The 22,234-nt window shown below is 60.2% G+C and carries 17 protein-coding genes and 1 tRNA gene; 5 read left to right on the forward strand and 13 right to left on the reverse strand.

Translation table 11 applies throughout. The annotated features are described in order from the left end of the window. Positions 1 to 4: 4 nt before the first annotated feature. The gene (locus OIU19_RS13070; protein WP_264235340.1) at positions 5 to 1,687 is read right to left on the reverse strand and encodes an NAD(P)/FAD-dependent oxidoreductase; all 1,683 of its coding nucleotides are present in this window, start codon (positions 1,685 to 1,687) and stop codon (positions 5 to 7) included. A 630-nt stretch (positions 1,688 to 2,317) separates the two neighbouring features. On the opposite strand from OIU19_RS13070, the gene OIU19_RS13075 reads away from it, so the two are divergent. Beyond that, positions 2,318 to 2,608 carry a DUF3077 domain-containing protein gene (locus tag OIU19_RS13075; RefSeq protein WP_264235341.1) on the forward strand — a complete coding sequence of 97 codons (291 nt, stop codon included), beginning with the start codon at positions 2,318 to 2,320 and terminating at the stop codon, positions 2,606 to 2,608. 17 nt (positions 2,609 to 2,625) lie between these two features. Here OIU19_RS13075 and OIU19_RS13080 read toward each other — a convergent pair whose 3' ends face one another. Continuing rightward, entirely contained in the window at positions 2,626 to 3,087 is a 462-nt protein-coding gene (locus tag OIU19_RS13080) for an Lrp/AsnC family transcriptional regulator (protein ID WP_186552697.1), read from the reverse strand. A 319-nt stretch (positions 3,088 to 3,406) separates the two neighbouring features. Between OIU19_RS13080 and OIU19_RS13085 the strand changes: the two genes are divergently transcribed. Continuing rightward, entirely contained in the window at positions 3,407 to 4,090 is a 684-nt protein-coding gene (locus OIU19_RS13085) for a glycosyltransferase family 25 protein (RefSeq protein WP_264235342.1), read from the forward strand. A 108-nt stretch (positions 4,091 to 4,198) separates the two neighbouring features. On the opposite strand, the gene OIU19_RS13090 is transcribed toward OIU19_RS13085, so the two are convergent. The 5 genes from OIU19_RS13090 to rpsU form a co-directional block, all read right to left on the reverse strand. Continuing rightward, a tRNA-Ile gene (locus OIU19_RS13090) sits at positions 4,199 to 4,275 on the reverse strand. 15 nt (positions 4,276 to 4,290) lie between these two features. Beyond that, positions 4,291 to 8,034 carry a bifunctional diguanylate cyclase/phosphodiesterase gene (locus OIU19_RS13095; RefSeq protein ID WP_264235343.1) on the reverse strand — a complete coding sequence of 1,248 codons (3,744 nt, stop codon included), beginning with the start codon at positions 8,032 to 8,034 and terminating at the stop codon, positions 4,291 to 4,293. Between the two features lie 138 nt (positions 8,035 to 8,172). Further along, the gene (gene rpoD, locus OIU19_RS13100) at positions 8,173 to 10,023 is read right to left on the reverse strand and encodes an RNA polymerase sigma factor RpoD (protein WP_186552694.1); all 1,851 of its coding nucleotides are present in this window, start codon (positions 10,021 to 10,023) and stop codon (positions 8,173 to 8,175) included. Positions 10,024 to 10,090: 67 nt separating this feature from the next. Then, the gene (gene dnaG / locus OIU19_RS13105; protein WP_264235344.1) at positions 10,091 to 12,082 is read right to left on the reverse strand and encodes a DNA primase; all 1,992 of its coding nucleotides are present in this window, start codon (positions 12,080 to 12,082) and stop codon (positions 10,091 to 10,093) included. A 289-nt stretch (positions 12,083 to 12,371) separates the two neighbouring features. Then, the gene (gene rpsU / locus OIU19_RS13110) at positions 12,372 to 12,587 is read right to left on the reverse strand and encodes a 30S ribosomal protein S21 (RefSeq protein WP_002551877.1); all 216 of its coding nucleotides are present in this window, start codon (positions 12,585 to 12,587) and stop codon (positions 12,372 to 12,374) included. A 204-nt stretch (positions 12,588 to 12,791) separates the two neighbouring features. On the opposite strand from rpsU, the gene tsaD reads away from it, so the two are divergent. Beyond that, the gene (tsaD, locus tag OIU19_RS13115; RefSeq protein ID WP_186552692.1) at positions 12,792 to 13,817 is read left to right on the forward strand and encodes a tRNA (adenosine(37)-N6)-threonylcarbamoyltransferase complex transferase subunit TsaD; all 1,026 of its coding nucleotides are present in this window, start codon (positions 12,792 to 12,794) and stop codon (positions 13,815 to 13,817) included. A 25-nt stretch (positions 13,818 to 13,842) separates the two neighbouring features. On the opposite strand, the gene plsY is transcribed toward tsaD, so the two are convergent. Further along, positions 13,843 to 14,412 carry a glycerol-3-phosphate 1-O-acyltransferase PlsY gene (plsY, locus tag OIU19_RS13120; protein WP_186552691.1) on the reverse strand — a complete coding sequence of 190 codons (570 nt, stop codon included), beginning with the start codon at positions 14,410 to 14,412 and terminating at the stop codon, positions 13,843 to 13,845. Positions 14,413 to 14,486: 74 nt separating this feature from the next. Here plsY and folB point away from each other — a divergent pair, with 74 nt between their 5' ends. Continuing rightward, the gene (gene folB / locus OIU19_RS13125; protein WP_264235345.1) at positions 14,487 to 14,843 is read left to right on the forward strand and encodes a dihydroneopterin aldolase; all 357 of its coding nucleotides are present in this window, start codon (positions 14,487 to 14,489) and stop codon (positions 14,841 to 14,843) included. Next, the gene (gene folK, locus OIU19_RS13130) at positions 14,834 to 15,343 is read left to right on the forward strand and encodes a 2-amino-4-hydroxy-6-hydroxymethyldihydropteridine diphosphokinase (protein ID WP_264235346.1); all 510 of its coding nucleotides are present in this window, start codon (positions 14,834 to 14,836) and stop codon (positions 15,341 to 15,343) included. Before folB ends, folK begins: the two co-directional genes overlap by 10 nt. Before the next feature lie 197 nt (positions 15,344 to 15,540). Here the strand turns inward: folK and OIU19_RS13135 are convergent, their stop codons facing one another. From OIU19_RS13135 to glpE, 5 genes are all read right to left on the reverse strand, one after another. Continuing rightward, on the reverse strand, positions 15,541 to 16,665 hold the full coding sequence (locus OIU19_RS13135) for a multifunctional CCA addition/repair protein (protein ID WP_264235347.1): 1,125 nt from the start codon (positions 16,663 to 16,665) through the stop codon (positions 15,541 to 15,543). Positions 16,666 to 16,722: 57 nt separating this feature from the next. Continuing rightward, positions 16,723 to 18,291: a SpoVR family protein gene (locus tag OIU19_RS13140; RefSeq protein ID WP_264235348.1), complete on the reverse strand. Its 1,569-nt coding sequence runs from the start codon at positions 18,289 to 18,291 to the stop codon at positions 16,723 to 16,725. After that, a complete protein-coding gene (locus tag OIU19_RS13145) occupies positions 18,288 to 19,562 on the reverse strand; it encodes a YeaH/YhbH family protein (protein ID WP_186552686.1) in 1,275 nt (424 codons plus the stop codon). The genes OIU19_RS13140 and OIU19_RS13145 overlap by 4 nt, the downstream gene beginning before the upstream one ends. 137 nt (positions 19,563 to 19,699) lie before the next feature. Next, positions 19,700 to 21,622, reverse strand: a complete 1,923-nt coding sequence (locus tag OIU19_RS13150) for a PrkA family serine protein kinase (protein WP_264235349.1) — start codon at positions 21,620 to 21,622, stop codon at positions 19,700 to 19,702. Positions 21,623 to 21,904: 282 nt separating this feature from the next. Further along, entirely contained in the window at positions 21,905 to 22,234 is a 330-nt protein-coding gene (gene glpE, locus OIU19_RS13155; RefSeq protein ID WP_264235350.1) for a thiosulfate sulfurtransferase GlpE, read from the reverse strand.

Consider the following 22,234-nt stretch of genomic DNA (forward strand, 5'->3'; position numbering starts at 1 on the left):
TGTCTCAGTCGGCCAGGGCGATCGGCCCGATTTCATCGAACACGTCGCCAGGGCCGGGGTTGTCCGCGTGGGTCTTGCCACCAAAGTGATTCATGATACCCCACACGGCATTGAGCGAGGTCTGCACCGCGCCTTCCACCCAGGCCGGGGTCCACGACACGTCGTCGCCGGCAATGAAAATACCGCGCTGCTCGACGGGCATCTGTGCCTGCATGAAGTGCGCGTACATCCGCTGGTTGTAGCGGTAGTGGCCTGGCAGCGCGCCTTTGAACGCACCGAGGAAGTGCGGGTCGGCTTCCCAGGAAATGGTGATCGGATCGCCGATGATATGCCCGGCGATATCGGTTTTCGGGTAGATCTTTTTCAATGCATCGAGTGCCAGCTGTACGCGTTTTTCCACCGGGTGCGGGAGCATCTTCAGCGCATCGCTCATCCACGCATAGGATAGGCAGATCACCCCTGGTTTATCGTCGCCGTTATCGAACAGGTAGGTGCCACGGGTCAGCCGGTCGGTGAGGGTCATGCTCATCAGGTCGCGACCGGTTTCTGGGTCTTTGTCTTTCCAGAACGGCCGGTCGACCATGACGAAGGTTTTCGACGACTGCATGTAACGGGTGCGGTCCAGGGCCATCCACATCTTCTGCGAGAACAACGACTCTTCACAGTCGATCTGGGTGGTCAGCAGCCAGCTCTGGCAGGTCGTCAGCACCGCCGCGTAATGGCGGCAGTCGCCCCAGTTGTCGGTGACTGCCAGGCGGCCGTCGCTGGCGCGGGCAATGCGCTTGACGCCGGTGCGCGGAGCACCGCCGTGCAGCGAGCTCAGGCTGGTGCCTTCGGGCCAGTGCGCACACCGCTCCGGCACATGGCGCCAGATGCCCTGCGGCACTTGCTCGACGCCGCCGACCACCAGGTGTTGGTGGTCGTCGCAGTTGGTCATCACCACACGGAAGATTTCCAGCATCGAGTTAGGGAAGTCCGAGTCCCAACCACCAGTGCCGAAGCCCACCTGGCCGAACACTTCGCGGTGCTGGAAACTCAGTTTGGCGAAGGCTTTGGAGGTGGCGACGAAGTCGTAGAAAGTGCGGTCGTCCCACAGCGGCACCAGGGTGTTCCACAGTTCTTTCAAGCGAGGCACGTCGCGGTCACGGATAGCCTGCTGGATGTCACCAAAGCGCGCACCGCTTTCCAGGGCATCGGCCCAGGCATCGGCAACTTCCTGGAACAGGGCCGGCAAGTCGGCGGCTTTTTCCGCGTAGTAGGTCTGGCCTTCCAGATCGATCACGGTGCTACGCGAGGCAGGGGTGAGCGGGTTGGGGAAGGGTTTGGTTTCCAGGCCCAGCTTGTCGACGTAGTGGTAGAACGCCGTGGATGACACCGGAAAGCGCATTCCGCCCAACTCGGCGATGATCCCGTCGGTGCCGTTGAAGGCCTGCGAGCGCAGCCGCCCGCCCATCTTCGACGCTTCGTAGACCACCGGTTTGAGGCCCAGCTTCATCAGCTCGTAGGCCGCCACCAGCCCGGCGATGCCGGCGCCCACGATCGCCACTTCTTCACCATGACGCGTGGCCGGGATGCTACCCAGGCCAGCCGGGTGTTCCAGCCAATCATCGAAGGCAAAAGGGAAGTCCGGGCCGAAGATGGTGATCGGCTTTTTACCGTCGGCGGGGTGGCGATTTTTGTTGTTCATGTGATGACCTTGCCAGGGGCTGCGCGAGGGGCGGAGCCTGAGTATAGGAAATGCCTGGAGGTGATTTTAGAGGGGAGGTAGTTCGTAATTAAGACTCAACATGATGTCGATATGATTGATTTATCGTCATTTAGACGTGGAATTGGTTTTAATGACGAATGTGGATGAGGGTCTTGATGAGGAGGGTTTACCTTTGGATTGCAGCTTCTCTTTGCGATTCGCATTGCTACGTCCTCGTGTGCAGAGGGGGCAGGCGTAACGGCAAAATGGCCTCGAAAAATTTCCTGTTGCCCAGCTGTGCCTAGTGGTGAAACGCACTCACCTAGGAAGCGTCTTACAGACTGCAAAAAATTCAGGACGTATCCTACGCGCGCTATCGCCTCGGTCTGGCTGTGCGGGAAATGGTTCATCGCTAACTTCCTGCAGTCACCGCAAATTCGGTGACTGGGCGTGAGAAACCCATCCCCCAACTTCGCACCAGGCTTGTTTCATGGCAGCTGTGCGCGGGCAGGCTTTTGCCTGGCCGGATTTCCAAGTTGGCCGGTTTCTCACCCCGCCCATGGCTGCCACCCTTTTCCTGTGAGAAAGAAAATAGGGGCAGTTTTCCAGAACCAACTTGGAAGCTGAATAGTGAAAAAGATCGTTCCCGATCCACCCCTCAAACTCAACCCGACCACCGAACAACCTTTCAGCACCTGCGAAGCCAGCCATCCGCCAGTGTTCCACGTAAGCTCGGGTATCGACGCCGCTGACGCCTTGGTCCACGCCAGTCTGTTGGCCAACGGTATCCGCCAGATCGCCGATGATTACGCCCAACACCATGCTTCGGAATCACACAGCGGCCTGATCTGGACGATCCATCATTCAGCCGAGGCGATCAGAGCCTTGACTGACGCGGTGCTCGACGCGATGGAGCGTTGAAGCCCAGGCGCAAGTAGTCAGCCCGGCTGCCCGCGGTCCACTTTGCTGCTGAGGATGATCGAGGTGGTGGTTTTCTCCACGCCCTCAAGGCTGCCGATCTGATCGAGCAGTTGGTCCAGTTGTTCGGGAGAATCGCTGTGCAGCCACGCCACATAGTCGAACTCACCACTCACCGCGCACAGCTGTTGCACCTGGCCCATGGCGCTCATGCGCCGCACCACATCCTTACCCGAACGCGGCTGCACCTTGATCCCGACATAGGCCTGCAGACCACCGCCTATCAGGCGCTGGCCCAAGCGCACGCCATAACCGGTTATAACCTTGCTCTTCTCCAGCCGCGCCAGGCGCGAATTGACCGTGGTGCGGGCAATGCCCAGGTGGCGAGCGAGGGTGGCGACGCTTTCACGGGCGTTAATTTGCAGTAACGCGATTAGCTGGCGGTCGATTTCATCGAGGGCGATTTGGCGGGAGTCTGGCATGACGGCTCTCTGTTCAGAAGGCCATAGACTAGTCAGCCCTTCGCACCTAGAGCAAGGCGGTTGAACCGCGCTTATACCGCATGAGTTGGCCTATCCAACGAGAAAAGTTGCTTTCAGGTCTAAGCTCAGAAGGTAGGCCTGTTTGCCACACAGGTCTTTGCCAGGGAAGTCGTCGCAATGTTGCAGGCGTCACAGATGGAGTAGAACGACGCCGGCAGGCCTGAAGTTAAGCAATACAGTGAGCAGGTCGACTGGAGCAAATCGTGGCCCGAGGCGCTTTAGCGTCGGCAAAGATTCACCTGTTCGAGAGATGGAAGGGATGACCAAACACAAGGACCTGAGCCGTCTGCAGATCGACGGCGTTTTCTGCATCAGCCTCAAGGAACGCAGCGACCGTCGCGAGTTATTGCAACGCGAGTTTGCTGCAAGTGGGCTGGATATCGAGTTCATGCTGGTGGATCGCGACCAATACAGTCCCGAGCGCGGCTGTTTCGACTCTCACATGAAATGCGCCAGAGCGGCGCTCGACCGCGGCTACCGGCGCACCCTGATTCTTGAAGATGACGCCACCCTGCTTACCTTCGACCCGATCCAGGTCGAGCAGATCAACAAGTTTTTCCAGCGCCGCGACCCTGAGCTGTTCTACCTCGGCGCCAACCTGGGCAAGGTCTGGCTAACCTGGACCCGCGGCATCGCCCGCGTACGCGCCAGGGGCACCCACGCCTATATCCTCTCTGCCCGTGGCTGCGAGCGTCTGCTTGAAGAGGCGCCGTTCAATAACGTCGCTATCGACCGCGTGCTGTCCAAACGCTTCAAAGCCTATATGGCCTTCCCCATGCTCAGCCAGCAGCAGCCTGAAGAAATCGCCTCCAGCGACATCATTGCGGTGCGCTGTCTGGATGGCAAATACCCCGATGCGGCGTATTGGCGGGATAACTGGCGCCGGCAGTACAGCCAGGCACTGCGTAACTTTGGCAAGACGCTGTTGTTACGCGATCTTTAACGCAGGCGCTGGTGCCGTGAGCCGATTAGATGCGTTATTCGGCTCACGCGAGGCTCTTGAACAGCAACTACGACAAAGCCGCGCAAATGCGCGGCTTTGTCGTTTGTTTGGTGGGCCCACACGGACTCGAACCGTGGACCAAAGGATTATGAGTCCTCTGCTCTAACCAACTGAGCTATAGGCCCCAGAAGGTGCCGGGATTATAGCGAGGGATTTGAATGGGTGCCATCCGAAAGATCCGATAGTGCTATACGAAGAAAGGTCTCTGCGAACTTCTCTGGCGGTAGCGGCAGGCTGACGATGTAGCCCTGGATTTGCTCGCAACCTTCAGCTGCAAGGAAGTACTGCTGGGCTTGGTTTTCCACGCCTTCGGCAATGATGGTCAACTGCATGCTGCGCCCCAGGGCGATGATGGCTCGGGCGATTGCGGCGTCGTGGGGGTCTTCCGGCAGGCCGCGGATGAACGATTGGTCGATCTTGAGGATATCCAGGGGCAAGCGCTTCAGGTAACTGAGCGAGGAGTAGCCGGTACCGAAGTCGTCGATTGCCAATTGCACACCCAGTTGCTTGAGCTGATGCAGTACGCTCAGGGCTTCTTCGGCCTGGCTCATGATGAAGTTTTCGGTGATTTCCAGCTGCAAGTCTCCCGCTTGCAACTGATAGGTATTGAGCAGGCTTTCAATGCGCTTGGCCAGGTTTGGCTGACGCAACTGCGCACCGGCCAGGTTGATCGACAGGGGGCCGAAGGGCTGGTAGGTGGTCTTCCAGTCGTGCATCTGCCGGCAGGCTTGTTCCAGCACCCAGTCGCCAAGCTGGAGGATGGTGCCATTCTCTTCGGCCAGGTGAATGAAGTGCTCGGGCGGGACTTCGCCCAGGGTCGGGTGGCTCCAGCGGATCAGCGCTTCGGCACCGACCAGGTTCTGGGTCTTGAGGCTGAACTTGGGTTGGTAATACAGGCTGAGCTCGTTGCGTTCGATGGCCCGGCGCAGTTCGTGCTCCAGGGCAATGCGTTCACTGGCCTGGGCGGTGAGATCGCGGGTGTAGGCTTCGACCCGGTTGCGGCCTTTGGCTTTGGAGCGGTACATGGCGGCATCGGCATTGCGGATCAGGCTGGCGACGTCGCTGCCATCTTGCGGATAGAGGCTGATGCCGATGCTGGCGCTGGTGAAAAACTCATGTTCGCCGGCCTGGAAGGGGGCGTGGAAGCAGGCCAGCAACTTGTTGGCAATGCTGCTAGCGTCACTGGGCTTGTGCAGGCCAGGTAGAAGAATGATGAACTCGTCGCCGCCCAGGCGGGCCACGGTGTCGACATCGCGTACTTGTTCCTTGAGGCGCTGGGCAATGCCTTTGAGCAGCAGATCGCCAACCGGGTGACCGAGGCTGTCGTTGATGTGCTTGAAGCGGTCCAGGTCGAGGAACAGCACCGCCCCCTGGCGGTTGGAGATCTGCGCGCAGGTGAGGGCGGCCTGCAAGCGGTTTTCGAACAAGGCGCGGTTGGGCAGGCCGGTCAGTGGGTCGTGGTGGGCTTGGTAGTCGAGCTTGGCTTGAGCGTGCTTGAGGCTGGAGATATCGGCAAAGACGGCAACGAAATGGGTTATTTCCCTGTCGCTATTGCGTACCGCGCTGATGGTCAGCCAGCTGGGGTAGAGCTCGCTGTTCTTGCGCTTGTTCTGGATCTCGCCTTGCCAGTGGCCTTCAGCTGTCAGCTGGTGCCACATCGCCGCGTAGAACGCGCTGTCGTGCTGGCCTGAGGCAAGCAGGCGGGGTGTCTGGCCCAGGGCTTCGATCTCGCTGTAGCCGGTAATCTCGCTGAAGGCGCGGTTGACCGCGCTGATGCGCTGGTCGGTATCGGTGATCAACACGCCTTCGGCGGTGTTCTCGAACACCGTGGCTGCCAGCTGCAGTTTCTCCTGCATCAGGTGGCGTTCGGTGATGTCGCGGGCGATGGTCAGCATGCAGTCGATGCCGCCAATCGGCAGGGGCCGCGCAGACAGCTCGCACAGGCGGATCTGTCCGTCGCTGCGGCGGATATGGCAGCTGAAGTCGCGTACGAAGCCATCACGCTGGAGCTGGTCGACCATGCGCTTGCGCTCGTTGAGGTCGACCCAGATGCCCAGGTCCAGCGAGGTTTGGTCAATGGTTGGGTTGAGGTCGTAGCCGGTCAGGCGGCAGAAGCCTTCGTTGACCTCGATCAGCAGGCCATCGCTCTGGCGCGACAGCAAAAGACCGTCCGGCGAGGCGTGGAAGGCTTTGGCAAATTTTTCTTCGGAGGTTTGCAGCTGTTGCTGGGTCTCTTTCAACTGGCTGATATCGCGCACCGCCACCACCAGGGCGGGAATGCCGTCCAAATCAAAGGTCTCGGCCGAGGTCAGGCCGGTGAACAATTGGCCGTTGCTTCGGCGGAAACTCATTTCCAGGTTGCGAATGCCGCCGCGATGCAGGCGTTCAAGCAAGGCCGGACCGCTGCCACTGACGCCCCACAAGCCCAGCTCGGTCGCTGTGCGGCCGACGACTTCGCTGGGGCTCAAGCCGATTTGCTCCTCGAAGGCCTCATTGACCTCAAGCAGGCAGCCGTCGCTGTGCCTGGCGATCAGTAGGATGTCGGGGCATTGCTGGAATACCGAAGCGAACTTCTGCTCCGACAGGCGCAGGGCATCTTCGGTGTGTTTGGCCTCGCTGATGTCGATCATCAAGCCGCGCATCAGCGGTCGGTGGCCGTGTTCGATCATGCTGACGATGTTGCGCACCCACAGGGTATGGCCATCGGCGCGGATCACCCGGTAATCGAGGCTGTGATCGCGTCCCGCTGCGGTCTCGCTTTCGCAGTAGGCCTGCGCCCATAGCGCGTCCTCAGGGTGCAGGATGCTGCGCCAGAAGCCAGGCTTGAGCCACTCATTGGTGGCAAAACCGAGTAGGTCTTCGGCATGCGGAGACACATAGCTGTACGTGAAGTCGTTGGCATCTGCCTCCCAGGCGATCGCCGACAGGCTCTCCACCAGGCTGCGGTAGTGGTACTCGCTGCTGCGCAGTTCTTGCTCCAAGGCGATGCGCCGCGAGATTTCCGAGCTCAGGCGGCGGTTGACACGGATCATCGCAGCGAGGATCGCTACCAGCAGCAGTACGCCCGGCAGGCCATACAGGAGCATGTCGTGCCAGAAGCTTCTCTGGTCGACCACGTTACCTACCCAGCGCTGCTGGATGTGGCTGATTTCCGCACTGCTCATGTCGGCCAGGACCTTGTCCAGAATGCCGACCAATTGCTTGTTCTCGCGTGGCACAGCCATGGCCAGTTGATAGCGATAGGGCGTTTCGCCGCTGACGTACAGACCATCGAGTTTGAGCTGGCGCAAGCTCCAGATACTTGAAGCGAGATCACCGACCACCGCGTCGACTTCATCAGTGGCTAGCGCTTGCAGAGCCGAGCTGACATTGGGCAGGGCCACCAGGTTGAGGTCGGGGTGGTGAGTGCGCAGTAGTTCGTGGGGGGCGTAGTCTTGCACCACGGCGATTTTCAGGCCGTACAGGTCCTTGAGGGTGCGCGGTTGCGGGCCGCCCTCATGGGCGAGGATGACAATCGGGAAGTCCAGGTACGGGCGGGTGAACGATAGGTAATTCTGCCGTTCCGGAGTCGACATGATGCCGGGCAGCAGGTCGAGCTGGTTATGCCGCGCCTGTTCCAGGACCCGACTCCAATTGGTGGGCTCGATCGGCTTGAGCGTCACACCCAGGCGCTCCTGGATCAGGGCGATGTAATCGGCGGCCAATCCCTGGTAGCGGCCCTCCTGATCGCGGAACTCGAACGGGGGCCAGGAAGCGTCGACACCCAGCCGCAGCTGTGGGTGTTCGCTGAGCCAGGCTTTCTCTTCGTCGGTCAGGGTAAGGGCGCCGGCCGTTGCGCTCCAAATGGATAGGATCAGCAACAGAATGGCCGGCATTATCGGCATGGCTGCCTCTCGGTCAGATGGTCTGAATTCGAGTGTAGACGGGCATCGTGCGGGCAGTGGCGGGGGAGGTGATTTAAGTTTGATCGCGCTTGCAGTGTTGCGCCCAAGAAAAACCCCGGCCTGGGCCGGGGTTCGTCATCACTCGTCGAGGAAGGAGCGCAGGTGCTCGCTTCGGGTCGGATGGCGCAGCTTGCGCAGCGCCTTGGCTTCAATCTGACGGATCCGCTCACGGGTCACGTCGAACTGTTTGCCGACCTCTTCGAGGGTGTGGTCGGTGTTCATGTCGATACCGAAACGCATGCGCAGCACTTTGGCTTCGCGTGCGGTCAGGCCGCCGAGCACGTCACGGGTGGCTTCCTTGAGGCTTTCGACCGTGGCTACATCGATCGGGGACTGCATGGTCGAGTCCTCGATGAAGTCGCCCAGGTGCGAATCTTCATCATCACCAATCGGCGTCTCCATGGAGATTGGCTCTTTGGCGATTTTGAGCACCTTGCGGATCTTGTCCTCAGGCATCTCCATGCGCTCACCGAGCTCTTCCGGGGTCGGTTCGCGACCCATTTCCTGCAACATCTGGCGGGAAATACGGTTGAGCTTGTTGATCGTCTCGATCATGTGCACCGGGATACGGATGGTGCGCGCCTGGTCGGCGATCGAGCGGGTGATCGCCTGGCGAATCCACCAGGTGGCGTAGGTCGAGAACTTGTAGCCGCGACGGTATTCGAACTTGTCCACCGCCTTCATCAAGCCGATGTTGCCTTCCTGGATCAGATCGAGGAACTGCAGACCACGGTTGGTGTACTTCTTGGCGATCGAGATCACCAGACGCAGGTTGGCCTCGACCATTTCCTTTTTCGCGCGACGGGCCTTGGCCTCGCCGATCGACATGCGACGGTTGATTTCCTTGATCTCGGCGACGGTCAGGCCAGTCTCGGTTTCAAGGTCGACCAGCTTCTGCTGGCAGGCAACGATCGCGTCGTTCTTCTCGCCCAGCGCGGCGGCCCACTTGGTGCTGCGCTTGGACAGGTCACCGCTCCAGGTCTGGTCGACTTCGTTGCCTGGGAACAGGCGCAGGAAGTCGGCACGCGGCATGCGAGCGTCACGAACACACAGTTGCATGATCGCGCGCTCTTGCTGACGCAGGCGATCCAGGGCACCACGAACGCGCTCGACGAGCACTTCGAACTGCTTGGGCACCAGCTTGATCGGCATGAACAGATCAGCCAGGGCCTGCATGGCACCGATGCTTTCGGCATGGGTACGGCCGTGCTTTTTCAGCGCCTTGAGGGTGATGACGAGCTGGTCGGAAACCGCGCCGAAACGCTGGGCAGCAATGACCGGATCGGGACCGCTTTCGGCCTCTTCCTCTTCGTCATCGCCGTCCTTTTCCTCTTCTTCGTCGTCTGCCTCTTCCTTCGCAGCAGCGGCCTTGGCGCCAGGAATCGGCACTTCTTCGGTCGGTGCAGCGATATTGTCATCAGGGTCGATGTAACCACTGAGAACGTCGGACAGGCGGCCACCTTCGGTGGTGACGCGGTCGTATTCGCTAAGGATGTAGTCGACAGTACCCGGGAAGTGAGCGATAGCGCCCATGACTTCACGGATGCCTTCCTCGATACGCTTGGCGATTTCGATCTCGCCTTCGCGGGTCAGCAGCTCGACAGTACCCATTTCACGCATGTACATGCGCACCGGGTCGGTCGTGCGGCCGATATCGGTCTCAACGGCGGCCAACGCTGCGGCGGCCTCTTCGGCTGCGGCTTCGTCAGTGTCGGCTTCCGCCAACAACAGGGCATCCGCATCCGGAGCAGTCTCGAATACGTTGATCCCCATGTCGTTGATCATGCGGATGATGTCTTCCACCTGTTCAGGATCTGAAATATCCTCAGGCAGGTGGTCGTTGACCTCCGCGTAAGTCAGGTAACCCTGCTCACGACCGCGGGTGATCAACTCTTTGATACGAGATTGCTGTTGCGCTTTTCCGGACATAACACCCTATCCACTGAAGGTCTTGGCGGGCAAAAAACAAGCCGAGGATTATACCCGAGCTAGGACCTCACGCGCCAGATGAGGTCGGGTTTTGTGCGGGAACATTGCGGCTCAGCAGGGCTAAAAGCTGAGATTTTTCCTCTGTGCTCAACTCACTTTGACGTGCTTTGCGCATCAGATGTTCCAGGCTGCGCTCGCGTTGGCGGGCGGATAAACTAGTAATGGTGTCGAAAAACTGTTGTTCAAGGTTGTCGGCATCGATCAACCATTCCTTTTCTGCCAAAGCGCGCAGCAGGCGGCCTTGGTCAGTGCCGTGCCAGCGTGCAATCAGCTGCATTGAGCTTAGCTTAGGATTCTTCTGCGCGGCTTCGATCAGGGCCACCAGCAACTGGTTGTAAACATGTTCTTCGTCGGCGAAATGGCTGGCGTCTTCCACTTTGCCGGCCAGCAGCGGGTAGTGCAGTAGCGTGCGCAGGGCCGACAACATCGGCGGTTCAACCGGTGCCGGCACTCGCGGCGGCGCATCGCGTTGGCCATCGCGTTGCCAGGGTTTGCCACCCTTCTTGTCCCAGGGTTTGTTGTCCCACTGCTTCTTGCCGCCGCCCTGTTTGGGCGTCCATGGCCGTTGTTCCTGATGGCCTTGATGAGCTAGGCCATAGTCGGGCTGATGCTGATCGCCGTAGTCCGGGGTGTAGCTGGCCATGGCGTCGTAGTCGTAGCCAGGGTCGTAGTCCGGCACGCTGGGTGCTGGTGCGCTTTGCGCCAATTGCTCCATCTGCTGCGGATCGAGCCCGGTGATTTCCCGCAGGCGATTGCGCATTAGCTGGCGCAGGTTGGCGCCGGGGATTTTTTCGATCAACGGCGCGGCCAGAGTGGCCATGTGCGCCTTGCCTTCGAGCGAGCGCGGGTCGGCTTCGTTGCTCAATTGCTCGAAGAAGTAGTCGGCCAGCGGTTGCGCATGCTGATTGATGCGGGCCTGGAAGGCGTCAGTGCCTTCGGCGCGTACCAGGGTGTCTGGGTCTTCCCCCTCGGGCAGGAACAGGAAGCGTGCACGGCGCCCGTCCTGAAGGCTCGACAGGGTCGACTCCAGGGCGCGCCAGGCCGCCTTGCGCCCAGCCTGGTCGCCGTCAAAACAGAACAGCACGCTAGGCACGACCCGGAACAGGCGCTTGAGGTGTTCTTCGCTGGTTGCTGTGCCTAGCGTTGCCACCGCGTTGCGCAAGCCTTGCTGGGCCAGGGCGATGACGTCCATGTAGCCTTCGACGACGATGATCTCATCGAGGCTGCGGTTGTGCTTGCGTGCCTCGAACAGGCCGTACAGCTCCTGGCCCTTGTGGAACACCGGGGTTTCCGGCGAGTTCAGGTACTTGGGCTTGTCGTCGCCCAGCACCCGACCGCCGAAGGCGATCACTCGGCCACGGCTGTCGCGGATCGGGAACATCACCCGGTCGCGGAAGCGGTCGTAGCGCTTGCCGCTCTCGGCGTTCTCGATCAGTAGGCCGGCGTCGATCATCACCTTTTGCTGCAAGCTGTCGGCGCCCAGGTGCTTCATCAGGTTATCCCAACCTGGCGGGGCGAAACCCAAGCCGAAGTCGCGGGCAATCTCACCCGACAGGCCGCGGCCTTTGAGGTAGTCCACCGCCGCCTTGCGGGTCTGATGGCTACGCAGTGCCTGACGGTAGAACTCGGCAGCCGCTTCCAGCAGCGGATAAAGGGGCGAATCGGTGGGCTGGCGTGGCTTGTGCCCACGTCGGCCTTCTTCGCGCGGCACTTCCATGCCCGCGCTGCGGGCCAGTTCCTCGACTGCCTGGGGGAAATCCAGGTTGTCGTGGTCCATGACGAAGCCCAAGGCGTTGCCGCCGGCGCCGCAGCCGAAGCAGTAGTAGAACTGCTTGTCGGGGCTGACGGTGAAGGAGGGCGTCTTTTCCTTGTGGAACGGGCAGCAGGCGGAGTAGTTCTTGCCGGTCTTTTTCAGTTGGACGCGCGAACTCACCACGTCGACGATGTCGGTGCGGTTGAGAAGGTCGTCAATGAAAGTCTGGGGAATCAGCCCGGCCATAACAGTCTCGTCATCTGGCAACTGGCAAGTCTAATCGCTAACGCAAGTATGCGGGAGAGAGTGCAGCGGTACGGGAAAAGCGAGGGAGGTGTGCTCGTCGCCAGCCACAAGGGCTCGCCAGACAGGGACGGCACGACTGGTCTAGGACCAGCTCTGACGTGTTCAAGCTGCTTGCTCTACTGCAAGTCGCAGAGAGCGCCTCAAGCTGACGCTTAAGGTTTGAAACAACCGCTGCCATCGGCCCGGCGGTTAGCCGGGCAGGGCAGAAGCTTTGCGTTGAACGTCTGTATTAGTACAGACGAACGGCGCGGCGCTGTTCGCGCTGGACTTTCTTAGCGTGACGCTTAACTGCGGCTGCAGCCTTGCGCTTACGCTCGGAAGTCGGCTTCTCGTAAAACTCGCGGCTACGCACTTCAGCCAGTACACCGGCTTTTTCGCAGGAGCGCTTGAAACGACGCAGAGCTACGTCGAAGGGTTCGTTCTCTTTTACTTTGACGGCTGGCATCCAGGGCTACCTTCATTCGTTACCGGGGTAGACGTACTCCTGACAAAACACAGATGCGCTGGAGAACGTCGGTTTTCAAGGGTTGCGGATGTTAACGCTTAGCTAGCCGGAATGCAAAGCCTCTGATCGAAAACCGCTGGTCGGCACTGGGCACGGGGACTATCATGCGCGCCTTCGAATTCAGCCTCCACAAGGCACGGACCCATGCTAGTACTGGGATTGGAAACATCCTGCGACGAAACTGGCGTCGCATTATACGACAGTGAACGCGGCCTGCTGGCCGACGCGCTGTTCAGCCAGATCGACCTGCACCGCGCCTATGGCGGCGTTGTGCCCGAACTCGCCTCGCGTGATCACGTCAAGCGTATGTTGCCGTTGATCCGCCAGGTGCTGGACGAAGCCGGGGCGGTCGCCACCGAGATCGATGCCATCGCCTACACCGCAGGCCCTGGGCTGGTGGGCGCCTTGCTGGTGGGCGCTTCCTGCGCCCAGGCCATGGCGTTTGCCTGGGATATCCCGGCGATCGGCGTGCACCATATGGAAGGCCATCTGCTGGCGCCGATGCTCGAAGAGCAGCCACCGGAGTTCCCGTTCGTCGCTTTGTTGGTGTCCGGTGGCCACACCCAGCTGGTGCGAGTCGATGGCATCGGCCAGTACCAGCTGCTGGGGGAGAGCCTGGACGATGCGGCAGGCGAGGCGTTCGACAAGACCGCCAAGCTGATTGGCCTGAATTATCCAGGTGGCCCGGAAATCGCTCGGCTGGCCGAGCAGGGCGTGCCTGGACGCTTTGTCTTCCCACGGCCGATGACTGATCGCCCTGGCCTTGAGTTCAGCTTCAGCGGCCTGAAGACCTTCGCCCTCAATACCTGGCAGAAGTGCCGCGATGCTGGAGACGACAACGAGCAAACCCGTTGCGACGTGTCCCTGGCGTTCCAGCAGGCGGTGGTTGAGACTCTGACCATCAAGTGCAAGCGCGCGCTCAAGCAGACTGGCCTCAAGCGTCTGGTCATCGCTGGTGGCGTGAGTGCCAACAAGGCGCTGCGCGAATCGCTGGAAAGCATGCTTGCCGGGATCAAAGGCAACGTCTACTACGCGCGCCCCAGGTTCTGCACCGATAACGGTGCGATGATCGCCTACGCAGGTTGCCAGCGGCTGTTGGCCGGACAGAAACAGGATCTGGCCATCAGTGTTCAGGCACGCTGGCCGATGGAGCAGTTGCCGCCGGTTTGAGCTCGATGCCGCTCATGCGCATGGCTCAGAAATGTCGTTCGCGTCCGGCGAACAGGTCGCGTAGATTGCTGCGATGACGCCAGACGATCAGTATCGTGAGTACGGTCATGGGCAGCAGTGCTTCCGGCTCGCGCCAGGCCAGCAGTGGCAGGGTCAGCGGGGTGGCGATCAACGCAGCGAGCGAGCTGGTGCGGGTCAAGTAGAAGGTCAGGCCCCAGGCGACGATGGCCAGCAGTGCGGCAGGAAAGTACAGCGCCATGAGCATGCCGGCCGCCGTTGCTACGCCTTTGCCTCCCTTGAAGCGGAAATACACCGGAAACAGGTGGCCAATCACCGCGCATAGGCCAATCCAGGCTTGCTGTTGCAAGCCCAAACCGGCCAGGTCGGCCAGCAGCACTGGCAACATGCCCTTGCACAGGTCGCCCAGCAGGGTCAGGATCGCCATTTTGCGACCTGCCAAACGCAGCATGTTGGTCGCCCCGGCATTGCCCGAACCGCTTGAGCGAGGGTCGGGGCTGCCGCTGAGGCGGCTCAGGACGATGGCAAAGGACAGAGAGCCGAGCAGGTAGGCGAGCAGCGCCAATAACCAAAACATGCTAACTATTCCGGGCGAGGACGCCCTGATTCTAACGGCGCCAGTCGCCCTTGTCGTGCTGTGGAGAGAAGTGCTTGGACAGAGTGTTCATCGAAGGCCTGGAAGTCGATACCGTGATCGGTGCTTATGACTGGGAACGGGATATTCGCCAGTGCCTGCGCCTGGACTTGAGCTTCGCCTGGGATAACCGCCCAGCCGCGGCCGGTGACGACCTGAGCCTGGCGCTGGACTACGCCAGTGTGTCGGCGCGGGTGCAGGCGTTTGCCGAGCAGGCGCGCTTCGAGTTGGTCGAGACCTTCGCCGAGCGGCTGGTCGCGGTGCTGATGGAAGAGTTCCACATTCCCTGGGTGAGACTGAAGCTGACCAAGCCGGGCGCGGTCCCGGCAGCCCGTGGTGGTGTTGGCGTGGAGATCGAGCGCGGATGTCTTTGAGCACGGTTTACCTAGGGCTGGGCAGTAACATCGAGCGTGAGACGCACCTGTGCGCCGGGCTCGATGCCTTGGCGGGTTTTCTGCGAGACATGCGCTGCTCGCCGGTATTCGAAAGCCAGGCAGTCGGGATCAAGAGCGGCCCGTTCTTCAATCTGGTGGTGACTGGCCAAACTGACCTGCCGCTGCTGGAGCTGGATCGCCGGCTCAAGTTCATCGAGGCGGAAAATGGCCGCTATGCGCCGGATCGCAAGGGCTTGCCGTTGGATATCGATGTGCTGATGTATGACGATCTGCATGGCACATTCGATGGCTTGGTATTGCCGCGGGCGGAGATTCTGAAGAATGCGTTCGTGCTGTGGCCGTTGTCGCTGATCGCGCCGACATTGCTGCATCCGGGGGCGGGCAAGCGCATGGCGCAGCTGTGGCAGGAGGCGAGCATCGACCAGGTGTTGGTGCCAGTGCCGTTTGAGTGGCGTGGGTTGCAGCTGACCCGTCCGTGAGCTGAGCTGGAGTTGTTCTGGGCTTGTACTGGCGCTATCGCGGGGCAAGCCCGCTCCCACGTAGTTGCTCCTGCGCAGCCGCTTCCTGCTTATGCTTCAGCGATGACACTAGCGCAGGCGCTTCCTGCGTATGCTTCAGCGATAAGTTGGCGTTGGAGGGGACTGCGTGGGAGCGGGCTTGCCCCGCGATAGCATTCTCAAGCCTGGGTAAAGCGCTCTAGCGCCGCCAGTCGCTCAGCCTTGAGCGCCTCACCTAACGCCTGCCCGGTCAGGCCTCGTTCCACCAAGCCCTTCACATCCACCGCCTTGGCTGCCTGCGCTGCTGCACGTAGGTAGGCGCCCTGTGGATAGCCCTGTTCCTGTAGCAGTTGCCGCCCACGGGCAATCATCTCGCACGCCGCGATGTAGTCTTCGAAGCGCTGCGGCCTTCGATACACATCAAACTTCTGCAGCAACTCGAGCAGCTTCGATGCGCTGAGCGTGTAGGCCTGTTGGCAATAGCCGTGGCATTCGCCCACGAGCAAGGCCAGCTCCTGGCATTCTCGCGGCGCTTTGAAGCGTTGGTTGATGGCTTTGATCGCTCCACCCAGGTCATGCGTCAAGCAGGCCCAACGCACATGCAGGGGCTGCTGATGCAGGGCGGCCTGTTCGAGCACAGCCAAGGTTTGCTGGTCGCTTTCTAACAGGGTATCTAGCTCCGGCATCAGCTGTTTTAGCGCAGCACAATCACGCAGCACCTGAATGAACACCTGCGGCTGATCTTCCATCAGCGCGCGCTCGATCTCTTTCCAGCTACGCTCGGCAGTCAAAGCCTGCAATTCACCCGAATCGCTGATCTGTCGCATCAGCTCAAGGGTTTCTTCAGCCACCTTGAACCCCAGCGTGGCATAGCGAGCGGCGAAGCGGGCGACACGCAGAACCCTGAGGGGATCTTCGGCAAACGCAGGGGAAACGTGGCGCAATATGCGCTTATCCAGATCGGCCTTGCCGTGGTAGGGATCGCACAGGCTGCCGTGCTCATCCTCGGCCATGGCATTGATGGTCAGGTCGCGGCGAATCAGGTCTTGTTCAAGGGTTACCTCAGGGCTGGCATGGAAGGTAAAACCGCCATAGCCACGCCCGCTCTTGCGCTCGGTGCGCGCCAGCGCATATTCCTCGCCAGTCTTGGGATGAATGAAGACCGGGAAGTCGGCCCCGACCGGGCGATAACCCAAAGCTTGCATCTGTTCAACTGTGGCACCCACCACCAGCCAGTCGACATCGCTGACAGGACGCCCGAGCAGGCGGTCACGCACCGCGCCGCCAACTTTGTAAATCTGCATGTGAAATCTCCGTTGCTGCCCACAGGATAACCTGTCGACAGCAAGGGAGGGGCTTGGCTAGAGGTGATGAACCACGGCCAGGTCCATGCGTCCGTAGTCGCCGGCCTCGCCATGCTCGCCGCGTGGCGGCATGTGATGGGTTTTCATGATCTGGTCGCCCTGTACGGTTTCCAGATGGATGTCGAAGCCCCACAAGCGGTGCAGGTGCTTGAGCACCTCCTCGGTAGAGTCGCCCAGCGGTTTGCGGTTGTGCTGCTGGTGGCGCAGGGTCAGCGAGCGGTCGCCTCGGCGGTCGATACTCCAGATCTGCACGTTGGGTTCGCGGTTGCCCAGGTTGTATTGCGCAGCCAGTTGCTCGCGGATGACTCGATAACCGGATTCGTCGTGGATCGCTGGCACCAGCAAGTCGTCGCGTTGATCGTCATCGAGGATGCTGAACAGCTTCAGATCGCGGATCACCTTGGGTGACAGGTACTGCAGGATGAAGCTCTCGTCCTTGAAGCTGCTCATGGCGAACTTGATGGTAGAAAGCCAATCACTGCCGGCAATGTCGGGGAACCAGCGGCGATCTTCCTCGGTTGGATGTTCACAGATGCGGCGAATGTCGGTGTACATGGCAAAGCCCAGGGCATAGGGGTTGATGCCGCTGTAGTACGGGCTGTCGAAGCCGGGTTGGAACACCACGCTGGTATGCGACTGGAGGAACTCCATCATGAAGCCTTCGGTTACCAGGCCCTCGTCGTAGAGGTCGTTCATCAGCGTGTAGTGCCAGAAGGTGGCCCAGCCTTCGTTCATCACCTGGGTCTGGCGCTGTGGATAGAAGTATTGGGCGATCTTGCGCACGATGCGCACTACCTCGCGCTGCCAGGGTTCGAGCAGCGGAGCGTGTTTTTCAATGAAGTAGAGGATGTTCTCCTGCGGTTCGGCGGGGAAGCGTGCATCGTCGCGGTCGCTGCCCTTCTCAGCCCCTTTGGGGATGGTTCGCCACAGGTCGTTGATCTGTTTCTGCAGGTGTTCTTCACGCTCTTTCTGCCGGCGCCGTTCCTCTTCGGCGGAAATCGGGTAAGGCCGCTTGTAGCGGTCTACGCCGTAATTCATCAGGGCATGGCAAGAGTCGATCAGGTCTTCCACGGCATCGATGCCGTGGCGCTCTTCGCACTGGGCGATGTACTGCTTGGCGAACACCAGGTAGTCGATGATCGAGCTGGCGTCGGTCCAGGTGCGGAACAGGTAGTTGCCCTTGAAGAAACTGTTGTGCCCATAGCAGGCATGGGCAATCACCAGTGCCTGCATGCACATAGTGTTCTCTTCCATCAGGTAGGCGATGCACGGATCGGAGTTGATCACGATCTCGTAGGCCAGGCCCATCTGGCCGCGGCTGTAGGATTTTTCGGTACTGAGGAACTGCTTGCCGTAGGACCAGTGGTGATAACCCAACGGCATACCGACGGAGGCGTAGGCATCCATCATCTGCTCGGCGGTAATCACTTCGATCTGGTTAGGGTAGGTGTCCAGCGCGTAACGCTCGGCCAGCCGGCTGATTTCCCGGTCGTAGGTCTGGATCAGGTCGAACGTCCACTCGGACCCGGTGGATATGGGGTGGCGTCTCTGTGCTCTGGCGGTCATGTGGCTAACCTGCGCTGGAAGAGTTCACGGAAGACCGGATAGATATCGCCGGCCGAAACCAACTGCTGCTGGGCGAAGGTGTCAGGGAAAGACTCGCCGATGCGCTCGTACTCGTACCACAGCGCTTGGTGTTCGCGTGGGGTGATCTCCACGTAAGTGTAGTACTGCACATGCGGCATGATCTGTTTGGAGAGGATCTCGCGGCAGATCGGTGAGTCGTCGTTCCAGTTGTCACCGTCCGATGCTTGCGCCGCGTAGATGTTCCAATCGTTGGTCGGGTAGCGCTCGGCCATGATCTCCTGCATCAGTTTCAGCGCGCTGGAGACGATGGTGCCGCCGGTCTCGCGGGAATAGAAGAATTCCTCCTCGTCGACCTCGCGGGCGCTGGTGTGGTGGCGAATGAACACCACTTCGATGCGGTCGTAATTGCGCTTGAGGAACAGGTACAAGAGGATGAAGAAGCGCTTGGCGATGTCCTTGGTGGCCTGGGTCATCGAGCCGGACACGTCCATCAGGCAGAACATCACCGCCTTGGAGCTGGGATTGGGTTGTTTGACCAACAGGTTGTACTTGAGGTCGAAGGTGTCGAGGAACGGCAGGCGGTTGATGCGGGCGCTGAGGCGCTCGATCTCGGCCTCTACGGCTTGAATGTCGGTGAAGTTATCAGGCTCTTCGACTTTCAGTCGAGCCAGCTCGGCCTTGGCCTCGCGCAGCAGTGCGCGGCTACTGCCGGTCAGCGCGATGCGCCGGGCATGGGCCGAGCGCAGGGTGCGGATGATATTGATGCGCGAAGGGTTGCCTTCGTTGGCAATCCCGGCGCGCACGGTCTTGAAGGTGTCGGTGCCGGCCAGGTGACGCTTGACCAGGTTGGGCAGCTCCAGGTCTTCGAACATGAATTCGAGGAATTCTTCCTGGGTGATCTGGAATACGAAATCGTCCATGCCCTCGCCGGAATTACCGGCCTTGCCGCGGCCACCTCCGCCACCCGCGCCACCTTGCGGGCGGGCGATGTGTTCGCCGGCGGTGAACTCCTTGTTGCCTGGGTGAACGATGGTCTGTTTGCCGCCGCGGCCATGGTGCAACACCGGCTCGTCGATATCGCGGCCGGGAATGCTGATCTGTTCGCCGTGCTCCATGTCCATGATGGAGCGGCGACTTACGGCCTCTTCGACGGCCTTTTTGATGTGGTCACGGTACCGGCGCAAAAAGCGCTGGCGGTTGACCGTGCTCTTGTTCTTGCCGTTCAGGCGTCGGTCGATAACGTAGCTCATGGTCTCTCCGCTAAAAACAGCTGCAAGCGTCAAGCATCAAGCTGCAAGAAACAGCAGCCCCCACCGCCGCAAGCTGTGGCGCATCGTCGTAACGTTGCGCTGGACAGCCCGCGGCTTGCGGCGTGCAGCTTGCCGCTTTATTGCGATTTCCTGACTCGCAGGTACCATTCCGACAGCAAGCGCACCTGCTTGTCGGTATAGCCACGTTCCACCATCCGGGTAACGAAGTCGTTGTGCTTCTGTTGATCCTCTTTGCTGGCCTTGGCGTTGAAGCTGATGACCGGCAGCAGGTCTTCGGTGTTGGAGAACATTTTCTTCTCGATCACCACCCGCAGCTTCTCGTAGCTCAGCCAGGTCGGGTTCTTGCCATTGTTGTTGGCGCGGGCACGCAGGACGAAGTTGACGATCTCGTTGCGGAAATCTTTCGGGTTGCTGATGCCGGCAGGCTTCTCGATCTTCTCCAGCTCCTCGTTGAGGGCAATGCGGTTGAGGATTTCGCCGGTTTCCGGGTCGCGGTATTCCTGGTCCTGGATCCAGAAGTCGGCGTACAGCACGTAGCGGTCGAAGATGTTCTGGCCGTACTCGCTGTAGGACTCCAGGTAAGCGGTCTGGATCTCCTTGCCGATGAACTCGATGTAGCGCGGTGCCAGGTATTCCTTGAGGAAGCGCAGGTAGCGTTCGCGCACCTCGGCCGGGAATTGCTCCTGCTCGATCTGCTGTTCCAGCACATACAGCAGGTGCACCGGGTTGGCAGCCACTTCATGGGGGTCGAAGTTGAACACCTTGGAGAGGATCTTGAACGCGAAGCGGGTCGACAGGCCGGTCATGCCCTCATCGACGCCGGCTGAGTCGCGGTATTCCTGGATCGACTTGGCCTTCGGATCGGTGTCCTTGAGGTTTTCCCCGTCATACACGCGCATCTTCGAATAGATATTCGAGTTTTCCGGCTCCTTGAGGCGCGACAGCACAGTGAACTGGGCAAGCATCTTCAAGGTGTCAGGCGCGCAATGGGCCTTGGCCAGGGAGCTATTGAACAGCAGCTTGTCGTAGATCTTGATCTCGTCACTGACGCGCAGGCAGTACGGGACCTTGACGATGTAGATCCGGTCGATGAACGCCTCGTTGTTCTTGTTGTTGCGGAAGGTGTGCCACTCCGACTCGTTGGAGTGGGCCAGCAGGATCCCGGAGTAGGGGATCGCACCGAGGCCTTCGGTACTGTTGTAGTTGCCTTCCTGGGTGGCGGTCAGCAGTGGGTGGAGCACCTTGATCGGCGCCTTGAACATCTCGACGAATTCCATCAGGCCCTGGTTGGCCCGGCACAGCGCACCTGAATAGCTGTAGGCGTCGGCGTCGTTCTGCGGAAATTCCTCGAGCTTGCGAATATCCACCTTGCCCACCAGCGCGGAGATATCCTGGTTGTTCTCATCGCCCGGCTCGGTCTTGGCCACGGCAATCTGGTTGAGGATCGAAGGGTACAGCTTGACCACTTTGAACTGGCTGATATCGCCCCCGAATTCGGCCAGTCGTTTGGTCGCCCAAGGCGACATGATGGTATTGAGGTAGCGTCGCGGGATGCCGAAATCTTCTTCGAGAATGGCCCCATCTTCGGTGGCGTTGAACAGCCCCAGTGGCGACTCGAAGACCGGCGAGCCCTTGATCGCGTAGAAAGGCACTTTCTCCATCAGTTGCTTGAGTTTTTCCGCCAGCGACGATTTACCGCCGCCTACCGGGCCCAGCAAATAGAGGATCTGTTTCTTCTCTTCCAGGCCCTGCGCGGCATGCCGGAAGTACGAGACGATCTGGTCGATGCATTCTTCCATGCCATGGAAGTCTTCAAACGCTGGATAGCGGCGAATCACTTTGTTGGAGAAGATTCGCGACAGTCGGGAGTTGTTCGAGGTGTCGATCAGTTCCGGCTCACCGATGGCCATCAACAGCCGTTCGGCCGCCGAAGCGTAGGCGCTGCGATCCTGTTTGCACAGCTCGAGGTACTCCTGCAGCGAGAGTTCTTCCTGGCGGGTTGACTCGAAACGTTGTTGGAAGTGGCTAAAGATACTCATGACGTCACCTCGCTCGATACGTGGAGCCGACGCCGGATCAGTCAGCTGATGCTGGCATGCAACCGGGTTCGCCGATTGCTGTATACCCCCCAGAACACCCTTGAAACGCTACCGATGACCCGCACGCCGGTGTACCGGCTCTCCCCTTTTTGGATGGCCTGGGCTTAAGGATAGTTGGTTCTACGAGAGGTCAAGGGCGCAAGGCCCAGAAGTTTGCCACGACCGTTCGTCAGGTCTGGCGCGAGCCCGCACGGGACGCGGGCTGCGAGGGAAATGAAAAATTTATTCGGCGCTGTCCTGGGCGATCTCGGCCGGATAAGTGCCACGCCACAGCTCAAAGCCGCCATCGAGGCTATAGACCTCGGAGAAGCCCTGGCCGACCAGGTAGGCGGCTGCGCTCTGGCTGGAGTTGCCGTGATAGCAGACCACCACGGTGGGCTTGTCGAGGTCGGCATTGCGGATGAAATCGGCGACCGAGTGATTATCCAGGTGCGTGGCACCACTGATATGGCCAGCGGCAAAGGCTTGCGGGTCGCGAATGTCGACGACCACCGCACCTTGCTCACGCAGGGTCTGGGCCTGCTCGGGAGGGATGCGCTTGAATTCGCTCAT

This window comes from Pseudomonas sp. BT-42-2 (genome assembly GCF_025847435.2).
Lineage (GTDB): Bacteria > Pseudomonadota > Gammaproteobacteria > Pseudomonadales > Pseudomonadaceae > Aquipseudomonas > Aquipseudomonas urmiensis.

Bases quoted from the DNA above. Each gene is read 5' to 3' on its own strand.
- OIU19_RS13070 (WP_264235340.1), bottom strand. From the start codon at position 1,687: ATGAACAACAAAAATCGCCACCCCGCCGACGGTAAAAAGCCGATCACC.
- OIU19_RS13080 (WP_186552697.1), bottom strand. From the start codon at position 3,087: ATGCCAGACTCCCGCCAAATCGCCCTCGATGAAATCGACCGCCAGCTA.
- OIU19_RS13085 (WP_264235342.1), top strand. From the start codon at position 3,407: ATGACCAAACACAAGGACCTGAGCCGTCTGCAGATCGACGGCGTTTTC.
- OIU19_RS13095 (WP_264235343.1), bottom strand. From the start codon at position 8,034: ATGCCGATAATGCCGGCCATTCTGTTGCTGATCCTATCCATTTGGAGC.
- rpoD (WP_186552694.1), bottom strand. From the start codon at position 10,023: ATGTCCGGAAAAGCGCAACAGCAATCTCGTATCAAAGAGTTGATCACC.
- dnaG (WP_264235344.1), bottom strand. From the start codon at position 12,082: ATGGCCGGGCTGATTCCCCAGACTTTCATTGACGACCTTCTCAACCGC.
- rpsU (WP_002551877.1), bottom strand. From the start codon at position 12,587: ATGCCAGCCGTCAAAGTAAAAGAGAACGAACCCTTCGACGTAGCTCTG.
- tsaD (WP_186552692.1), top strand. From the start codon at position 12,792: ATGCTAGTACTGGGATTGGAAACATCCTGCGACGAAACTGGCGTCGCA.
- plsY (WP_186552691.1), bottom strand. From the start codon at position 14,412: ATGTTTTGGTTATTGGCGCTGCTCGCCTACCTGCTCGGCTCTCTGTCC.
- folK (WP_264235346.1), top strand. From the start codon at position 14,834: ATGTCTTTGAGCACGGTTTACCTAGGGCTGGGCAGTAACATCGAGCGT.
- OIU19_RS13135 (WP_264235347.1), bottom strand. From the start codon at position 16,665: ATGCAGATTTACAAAGTTGGCGGCGCGGTGCGTGACCGCCTGCTCGGG.
- OIU19_RS13140 (WP_264235348.1), bottom strand. From the start codon at position 18,291: ATGACCGCCAGAGCACAGAGACGCCACCCCATATCCACCGGGTCCGAG.
- OIU19_RS13145 (WP_186552686.1), bottom strand. From the start codon at position 19,562: ATGAGCTACGTTATCGACCGACGCCTGAACGGCAAGAACAAGAGCACG.
- OIU19_RS13150 (WP_264235349.1), bottom strand. From the start codon at position 21,622: ATGAGTATCTTTAGCCACTTCCAACAACGTTTCGAGTCAACCCGCCAG.
- glpE (WP_264235350.1), bottom strand. From the start codon at position 22,234: ATGAGCGAATTCAAGCGCATCCCTCCCGAGCAGGCCCAGACCCTGCGT.